At 64.0% G+C, this 8,355-nt stretch carries 8 protein-coding genes; 3 read left to right on the top strand and 5 right to left on the bottom strand.

Annotated features, from left to right (window positions below):
- Positions 1 to 84 precede the first annotated feature (84 nt).
- Positions 85 to 747, bottom strand: coding sequence for a GMP/IMP nucleotidase (gene yrfG, locus IAE33_RS21820; RefSeq protein ID WP_201165105.1), 663 nt, complete (start codon positions 745 to 747; stop codon positions 85 to 87).
- Between the two features lie 64 nt (positions 748 to 811).
- Between yrfG and nudE the strand changes: the two genes are divergently transcribed.
- Positions 812 to 1,378 (top strand): ADP compounds hydrolase NudE, encoded by a 567-nt coding sequence (gene nudE / locus IAE33_RS21815; protein WP_028635341.1) that lies wholly within the window; start codon positions 812 to 814, stop codon positions 1,376 to 1,378.
- Complete coding sequence (cysQ, locus tag IAE33_RS21810; RefSeq protein WP_201165104.1) at positions 1,375 to 2,193, top strand: 3'(2'),5'-bisphosphate nucleotidase CysQ; 819 nt, start codon at positions 1,375 to 1,377, stop codon at positions 2,191 to 2,193. Before nudE ends, cysQ begins: the two co-directional genes overlap by 4 nt.
- Positions 2,194 to 2,604: 411 nt before the next feature.
- On the opposite strand, the gene IAE33_RS21805 is transcribed toward cysQ, so the two are convergent.
- The 4 genes from IAE33_RS21805 to rfbC are packed head-to-tail and all read right to left on the bottom strand — an operon-like array spanning position 2,605 to position 6,865.
- Entirely contained in the window at positions 2,605 to 3,060 is a 456-nt protein-coding gene (locus IAE33_RS21805) for a YiiD C-terminal domain-containing protein (protein ID WP_201165102.1), read from the bottom strand.
- Positions 3,060 to 4,466, bottom strand: a complete 1,407-nt coding sequence (locus tag IAE33_RS21800) for a sigma-54-dependent transcriptional regulator (RefSeq protein WP_201165100.1) — start codon at positions 4,464 to 4,466, stop codon at positions 3,060 to 3,062. The genes IAE33_RS21805 and IAE33_RS21800 overlap by 1 nt, the downstream gene beginning before the upstream one ends.
- Complete coding sequence (locus tag IAE33_RS21795; RefSeq protein ID WP_201165099.1) at positions 4,463 to 6,277, bottom strand: sensor histidine kinase; 1,815 nt, start codon at positions 6,275 to 6,277, stop codon at positions 4,463 to 4,465. The genes IAE33_RS21800 and IAE33_RS21795 overlap by 4 nt, the downstream gene beginning before the upstream one ends.
- Positions 6,278 to 6,319: 42 nt before the next feature.
- Positions 6,320 to 6,865: a dTDP-4-dehydrorhamnose 3,5-epimerase gene (gene rfbC, locus IAE33_RS21790; protein WP_060482807.1), complete on the bottom strand. Its 546-nt coding sequence runs from the start codon at positions 6,863 to 6,865 to the stop codon at positions 6,320 to 6,322.
- Positions 6,866 to 7,129: 264 nt separating this feature from the next.
- On the opposite strand from rfbC, the gene aguA reads away from it, so the two are divergent.
- Complete coding sequence (aguA, locus tag IAE33_RS21785; protein ID WP_201165097.1) at positions 7,130 to 8,236, top strand: agmatine deiminase; 1,107 nt, start codon at positions 7,130 to 7,132, stop codon at positions 8,234 to 8,236.
- Positions 8,237 to 8,355: the final 119 nt, after the last annotated feature.

Genomic DNA, 8,355 nt, shown 5'->3' with positions numbered 1-8,355 from the left:
ATGGCCTCAAGGCTGCTAGCTGAAACTGTCCAACTTTTGTGGGGCAGTCCAACCTGTGGGAGCGGGTTCACCCGCGAATAGGCCTCAAAGGCCAGCCAACAATTCCCGGTAGTCTTCCACCGCGTCGAACTCCGCCGTATCCCGCGGTTGTGCCTGGCTGTCGGGTTGACGCACCGCCAGCAGGTGGGCGACACCAAACTCCCTTGCGCTGCGCAGAATCGGCAGGGTGTCATCGATAAACAGGCTACGCCCTGGCTCGAAGCCAATATCCGCCTGCAACGCATCCCAGAACTGCGGGTTCTCTTTCGGGAAACCGTAATCGTGGGAGCTGATCAGCCGTTCAAAATACGGCGCCAGCTCCACCCGCTCCAGCTTCAGCGACAGCGAATCCCGGTGCGCGTTGGTGATCATCACCACCCGCTTGCCCGCCTGGCGGATGGCTGCCAGGAAGGTGTCGGCGTCGGGGCGCAGGGCAATCAGGTGGGCGATTTCCTGCTTCAGCTCGCGGATCGGCAACCGCAGCTCGCGGCTCCAGAAGTCCAGGCAATACCAGTTCAGCGTGCCGGCATTGCGCTCGAACAGCGGCTCCAGCTCCATCTGCGCCATGGCCCGGCTTACCCCGTGCAGCTCGGCGTAGCGCTGGGGCAGGTGGTCCAGCCAGAAGCGGTTGTCGTAGTGCAGGTCGAGCAGGGTGCCATCCATGTCCAGCAGGACGGTGTCGATGGCGGACCAGGGAAGAACAGGCATGGGAAACTCTCGTTCAGTCGGCAAGCCACGGTATAGTAACCCGTTCACGCCAAGGAGCCGCCCCATGCGCCAGAAACCCACCGTACTCAGCCGCGAAATCGTCGCCAGCAGCCGCCTGTTTCGCGTCGAAGCCGTGCAGCTGCGCTTCAGCAACGGCAACGAGCGTACCTACGAGCGCCTGGTGGGCCGTGGCAATGGTTATGGTGCGGTGATGATCGTGGCCATGCTGGATGCCGAGCACGCCGTGCTGGTCGAGGAGTACTGCGGCGGTACCGATGAGTATGAGCTGTCGCTGCCCAAGGGCCTGATCGAGCCGGGTGAAGACGTGCTGGCAGCCGCCGACCGTGAGCTCAAGGAAGAGGCCGGTTACGGTGCCCGCCAGTTGGAGCACCTGACCGAACTGTCACTGTCGCCGGGCTACATGAGCCAGAAGATCCAGGTGGTGCTGGCCACCGACCTGTACGAAGAGCGCCTGGAGGGCGACGAGCCGGAGCCGATGGGGGTGGACAAGGTCAACCTGCGCGAACTTGCGGCCCTGGCCATGCACCCGCAGTTCAGCGAAGGGCGCGCGCTGGCCGCGTTGTACCTGGCGCGCGACCTGCTCATCCAGCGGGGGCTGCTGTCGCTATGAACGACCTGCAACTGATGCATGAGGTGGTGAAGCTGGCACGGGTGGCGGGCGAAGCCATTCTGCCGTTCTGGCGCGCGGGCGTTGAGGTGACCAACAAGGCAGACGACTCACCGGTTACCGCCGCCGACCTGGCGGCGCATCGGGTGATTGCCGATGGCCTGCTGGCGCTGGCGCCGGCTATTGCGGTGCTGTCCGAAGAAGACTGCGACATTGCCCTGGCCGAACGCCAGGGCTGGAGCCGCTGGTGGCTGGTGGACCCTTTGGATGGCACCAAGGAATTCATTGCCGGCAGTGAAGAATTTACCGTCAACATCGCCTTGGTCGAACAGGGCGAGGTGGTGTTTGGCGTGGTGTCGATGCCCACCAGTGGCCGCTGCTATTTTGGTGGTCGCGCCTTGGGCGCCTGGCGTGCCGAGCCGGGGCAGGCGGCTGCGCCGATCCAGGTGCGCACGGCCCCGCCTGAGGGTGAGCGGTTTACAGTGGTGGCCAGCCGACGGCACTCCAGCCCGCAGCAGGAAGCGCTGCTGGCCGGGCTGGGGGCCACGGTGGGCGCGCTTGAGCTGGCCAATGTGGGCAGTTCGCTGAAGTTCTGCCTGCTGGCCGAGGGCAGCGCCGACTGTTACCCGCGCCTGGCGCCGACGTCGCAGTGGGACACTGCAGCGGCGCAGGGTGTGGTGGAGGGTGCCGGTGGCGAGGTGCTTGGGGTGGATGGCCTGCCGTTCCGCTACCCGGCGCGGGAGTCGCTGCTGAATCCGCACTTCGTCGCGTTGCCGGCCAAAGCAGTTTGGCGCGAAGACTTCCTTCGGTTGATCTAACCCCTCCGTCACAGGCCTGTATTTAGCAGGGACCTGTTGGAACAACTGTCTTCCACAAAGTCTGAATGCTGGCGCAATCCACCTTGGGTGAGCGGCTTCGGCCGCGAACACCGGCGAAGCCGGTGCCACACACCGCGCTGCCTGCTTCGCGGGTAAACCCGCTCCCACAGGGAATGTGGTTTGCTTATTGAGTCACTGCCCGCGCGGTAGCGCAGTACGGATAGTTGATTAAAAAGCCTGTGGAGTTAACTCTCTGCCAACATTTTGAACGCTGGCATCTATCTTGTGGGAGCGGCTTCAGCCGCGAACACCGGCGAAGCCGGTGCCATACACCGCGCTGCCTGCTTCGCGGGTGAACCCGCTCCCACAGTATGAGGGGGGCTGGACCTTATTATGTTTACGCCCTGGCCTCTAACGGTGCAGCACGTACTGGCCGCTGAAAAGTACTGCGGCCTCATCACTCCCCACGTTGCTGACGGTCGTTTCCAGCGTCAGGCGCGCTCTGCCGCGGCGCTGGTAGAGCGCTAGAAACCGTTCCCAGGCTTTTTCATCCGGTGCCACACAACGCGCTACCGCCGCGCCAGTTACCGGTAGCGGGTAGCTGATCTGGCCTTCCTGAATGACGATATGCCCGTCATCGATACCCAGCTCACGCAAACGCAGGTGCAGCCACCCCCAACCCGCCAACACCGCTGCGCAATAAAGGCTGCCACCGAACATGGTGCTCTTGTGGTTGACGTTGGCCGCCAGCGGCAATTGCAGCTGCAGCACCTGCTGCTGCCAGCCCACCACCTCCAGGCCCATTTCCTGCGTCAGCGGAATATCGCGGTGCAGCACCGCCTGCAGGTACTGGCTCTCGTTACTCATCAACGGGTTTCCTCATGGTCGTCATGGCCACCGCTGCCGCCTTCGAAATGCAGGCCATGCTTGCGCAGCTTGTCGTGCAGGGTTTTGCGCGGGATGCCCAAGGCTTCGGCCAGGCTGCGCATCGAGCTGTGGGGCTTGGCCAGCTCGGCAGTGATCAGCGAGCGCTCGAAGTGCTCCACCTGTTCACTCAGGTTACCCGTGACCACGCTGGGTGCAGCAGCGGCCGAAGGCGCGGCCTGGCCGTCCAAAGCCAATTCCAGGCCAAGGGCAAAGCGCTCGGCAGCATTCTGCAGTTCGCGCACGTTGCCCGGCCAGTCATGGCGTAGCAGCAAGGCGCGCTGCGCAGGTTGCAGGGCGTGTGGGCCCAGGCCGTGGCGCTGGGTGGCGGCGTCGGCGTAGTGCTGGAACAGCAACAGAATGTCGTCGCCCCGCTCGCGCAGTGGCGGAATGCGCAGCGGTGCCACATTCAGGCGGTAATACAGGTCGGCGCGGAAGCGGCCTTGGTCGGCAGCCTGGCGCAGGTCTTCCTTGGTGGCGGCGATAATGCGGATATCCAGCGGGATAAGCTGGTTGCCGCCCACGCGCTCTACCACCCGTTCCTGCAGCATGCGCAGCAGTTTCACCTGCACATCCAGGCTCATGCTCTCGATTTCGTCGAGGAACAGCGTGCCGCCATTGGCGAATTCGAACTTGCCGATACGGCGCTTCTGCGCGCCGGTGAAGGCACCGGGCTCGTGGCCAAACAGCTCGCTCTCCACCACCGACTCCGCCAGTGCGCCGGCGTTGATGGCCACGAACGGGCCGTCCCGGCGGCTGGAAAGGTCGTGAAGTGCGCGGGCTACCACCTCCTTGCCAGCCCCGGTTTCGCCCAGGATTAGTACGTCTGCGCGGGTGGCGGCCAGCGCTGCGATCTGCTCGCGCAGGCGCAGCATGGAGGGGGACTGGCCCACCAGCCGGGTGGCCAGTTGCTGGCGATCGCTCAGGGCCAGGCGCAGGCTGCGGTTGTCCAGCACCAGGCGGCGCAGCGCCAGGGCACGGCGCACGCTGTCCAGCAGGGCATCGCTGGCAAAGGGTTTTTCCAGAAAATCGTAGGCACCGGCGCGCATGGCCTGCACCGCCAGCGGCACATCACCGTGGCCGGTGATCAGCAGCACCGGCAGCTCGCTGTCCAGGCCGCGCAATTGCTCAAGCAGTTGCAGGCCATCGATACCGGGCATGCGGATGTCGCTGACCACCACGCCCGGCCAGTCGGCCTCGATACGCTCGGCCAGGCCCTGGGCCTCGGCCAGGGTCACCACCTTCAGCCCGGCCAGGTCGAGGGTCTGGCTCAGGGCCTGGCGCAGGTGCGGGTCATCATCGACCAGGATCACCTGAGCGTGGCTGTCGATCTGTGTCTCGGGGCTCATGCCGAGGAATCCTCCGAATTGGGCAAGGTCGCGCCAGGTGGGGCTACACGCATTTCCAAAGTGAGCAGTGCGCCGCCTTCAGGGTGGTTGGCCAGCAGCAGTTCCCCACCCAGGGCGCGCATCAGGCTTTCGCAGATGGCTAGGCCCAGGCCCAGGCCCTGGGTGCGTGTCTTGGTGGTGAAGAACGGCTCCTTGGCGTGCTCCAGGGCCTGGCGGCTGAACCCCGGGCCGTTGTCGCGAATGTACAGGTAGACGCAGTCATCGTGCTGTTCGGCACTTATCCACAACCGGCGCGGGTTGGCTTTTTCGGTCAGGGCATCCAGGGCATTGGCCAGCAGGTTGCTGAGCACCTGGCGCAGGCGGGTTTCGCCGGCCTGCACCCACAGGGTGGCTTCTGGCAGGTCGCGGACCAGTTCCACCGCCATGGCCCGGCGGCGCTTGGCCAGCAGGGCCAGGGCGTCATCCAGCGCCGGCTGCAGGGCCACGCTTTCCGGCGCATGCCGGTCGCGCCGGGCGAAAGCGCGCAGGTGGGCGATGATCGAGGCCATGCGCCCGGTCAGTTCGCCGATCAGCTTGAGGTTGCCACGGGCATCCTCGATGCGTTGGTGGTCCAGCAAGATCTCGGCGTTTTCGGCGTAGCTGCGGATGGCCGCCAGGGGCTGGTTCAGCTCGTGGCTGATGCTGGCCGACATGGTGCCCAGCACCGACAGCTTGCCGGCCTGCACCAGTTCATCCTGCGCACGCACCGCCTCCTGCTGGGCATTCTCGCGCTCCAGCACCGCACTTTTCAGCCGCGTGTTGAGGCCTTCCAGGTCGGCGGTACGCTCGGCTACGCGCTTTTCCAGCTGCTGGCGCCCGTGCGCCTCGATGTCGATACGGTCGATGTAGTGGCGGCGGCGCTGCATCACCAGGCCGGTCAGCAGCATCACTACCAGCAGGGCGCCAGCGCCGATGGCGGTAACCGTTTGCACCGAGCGGTCCACCAGGATGCGTGGGGCAAGGATGCTGACCTGCCAGCCGGTTTGCGTGATGTCGCGGGTCTGGGTGATCCACGCGTCAGGGTTGATCACCAACGGCTGTGGCGCCTGGGTGGGGTAGGGCTGGATGGCGATGATGGCCTGGCGTTCCGCTTCGGTCAGCGGCCGGGTGGCACGGAACCGCCAGTCGGGGCGCGAGGTGAGAATGACCACGCCGTTGTGGTCGGTCAGCAGCAGTTGCTCGGGGGTACGGCCCCACAGGGTTTCGGTGTGGTCCAGGTCCACTTTCACCACCAGCACCCCAACAATGCGCTCGCCATCGCGCACGGCGGCGGCAAAGAAGTAGCCGCGTTTGGCCGAGGTGGTGCCCTGGCCGAAGAAGCGCCCCAGGTGCCCGGCCATGGCTTCGTTGAAATACGGGCGGAAGGCGAAGTTGCGGCCGACGAAGCTGTCTTGCTTGTCCCAGTTCGACGCCGCCAGGGTGTTGCCGCTCACGTCCATCAGGTACATCACTTCGGCGCCGGTCTGCTGCACGATGTTCTTCAGCAGCCGGTTGGCATTGGTGACGGCCTCCAGGCGGAACGGGTCGGCCAGCACGCCGCGCAGTGCGGGCAGGTCGCCGAGTATCTGCGGCAGGGTTTCGTAGCGGTGCAGGGTGCCCAGCAAGTTGGCCACGTACAGGTCCAGGGTCTGGCGGTTTTGCGATGCCAGCTCCTGCTGGTAATACCGCTCGGCCAGGTGATGCAGGGGCCACAGCAGTGGCACCAGGCACAGGGCCAGCAGGGCCAGGCTGCGCCAGCGGGGACGACGAGGGGGCGTGGGCTTTGCAATCATCGGGTAAGTGCGCCAGATAAGTCTGACGCAATTATGCGCTACTTAAGGCAGCAGTTCCGCCTCGGTCAGCGACACCCCCAGCTTGTCCTTTTCGGAAAGCACCGGTGGTTGCTTCAAGCCCCAGTCGATGGCCAGGGTGGGGTCGTCCCAGCGGATGCAGCGGTCGGCGCCGGGGTTGTAGTAGTCGGTGGTCTTGTAAAGGAACTCCACCGACTCGCTCATCACCGCAAACCCATGGGCGAACCCTGCAGGTATCCAGAGCTGGCGATGGTTTTCGGCAGAAAGGTGCACGGCCACCCAGCGGCCGAAGGTAGGGGAGTGCTTGCGCACATCAACGGCTACGTCACGGATCTCCCCCTGCACCACGCGCACCAGCTTACCCTGGGTGTTCTGCACCTGGTAATGCAGGCCGCGCAGCACCCCGGCCACCGAGCGGGAATGGTTGTCCTGAACGAACTCGACGTTCGTGCCAGTGTGGCGGGCAAACTCGCGCGCGTTGAACGATTCGAAAAAAAAGCCGCGGCTGTCACCGAATACCTTGGGCTCGATGATCAGTACCTCGGGGATTGCAGTGGGAATGATGTTCATCGGGGGCGCCCTGGCTGCTGTTCAGTAATGACCCTAGCTGGCGTGCGTGCTTTTTTCTCATGAAACAATCTTGGGTGGATGCCTGGGGGAGCCTTGTGCTAGATGTGATGGCTTGGACAGCACAGCGTTTACCGATTCTTATCGGTTATAGCGTTCGTTAAGGCAATGTAATGATCTATTTCCCGCTTTAATTATAGATATATATCGGTTATAAATTCCCCAACGCCCGCCTCGTTCGGTCAGGGCCATTGACAGAGGTCAACGATGAAAACCCTCAATTCCACGCCCCGTGCCGATGGTTTCCACATGCCCGCCGAATGGGCCCCGCAAACCCAGGTATGGATGGTTTGGCCAGAGCGCCCCGACAACTGGCGTCTGGGCGGCAAGCCTGTCCAGGCAGCCCATGTGACCTTGGCCAAGGCCATCGCCCGCTTCGAACCCGTCACCGTTGCCGTGTCTGCCGGCCAGTACGAAAACGCCCGTCGCCAGCTGGACCAGCCGAACATCCGGGTCGTGGAAATGAGCAGCGATGACGCCTGGGTGCGTGATACCGGCCCAACCTTCGTTATCAACGACCAGGGCGAAGTGCGGGGCGTGGACTGGGGCTTCAATGCCTGGGGCGGCTTCGATGGCGGCCTGTATGCGCCGTGGAACCGTGACGAAGAGCTGGCCACCAAGGTGCTTGAAATGGAGCGCTGCCAGCGCTACCGCACCGAAGGGTTCGTGCTGGAGGGTGGGTCTATTCACGTGGACGGTGAAGGCACCGTGATTACCACCGAAGAGTGCCTGCTCAACCGTAACCGCAACCCGCACCTGAACCGCGAGCAGATCGAAGCGGTGCTGCGCGACAACCTGGCTGTGGACACCGTGGTGTGGCTGCCGGATGGCCTGTACAACGACGAAACGGATGGCCACGTCGACAATTTCTGCTGTTACGTGCGGCCGGGCGAAGTGTTACTGGCCTGGACCGATGATTCCAACGACCCCAACTATGCACGTTGCCATGCCGCGCTGCAGGTGCTGCAAAACACCCGCGATGCCAAGGGCCGTGAATTCATCGTGCACAAGATGCCGATCCCGGGGCCGCTGTATGCCACCGCTGAAGAATGCGCAGGCGTCGACCAGGTGGCTGGCAGCCAGGAGCGCGACCCTTCGGTACGCTTGGCGGGCTCGTACGTGAACTTCCTGATCGTCAACGGCGGCATTATTGCACCGAGTTTCGATGACCCGGCAGATGCCGAGGCCAAGGCCATTCTGGCGAAGATCTTCCCGGACCACGAAGTGGTGATGATCCCGGGCCGTGAATTGCTGCTGGGCGGGGGCAACATTCATTGCCTGACGCAGCAGCAGCCTGCGCCTCTGCACCGCTAGGGTTCTGCACCGCCCGACGCCCGGCGCGGTGGCTGGCATACGTTTTGTATTGTTTATCAAGCAGATAGCCCGGCTGGGTTGGGTTATCCGTTTGTAACAATACCTACGTAAGTTAGCTG

The organism is Pseudomonas sp. S60, assembly GCF_016647865.1.
Lineage (GTDB): Bacteria > Pseudomonadota > Gammaproteobacteria > Pseudomonadales > Pseudomonadaceae > Aquipseudomonas > Aquipseudomonas parafulva.
Note: the sequence above shows the minus strand (reverse complement) of the source record. Positions and strands in the feature narration are given on the sequence as shown.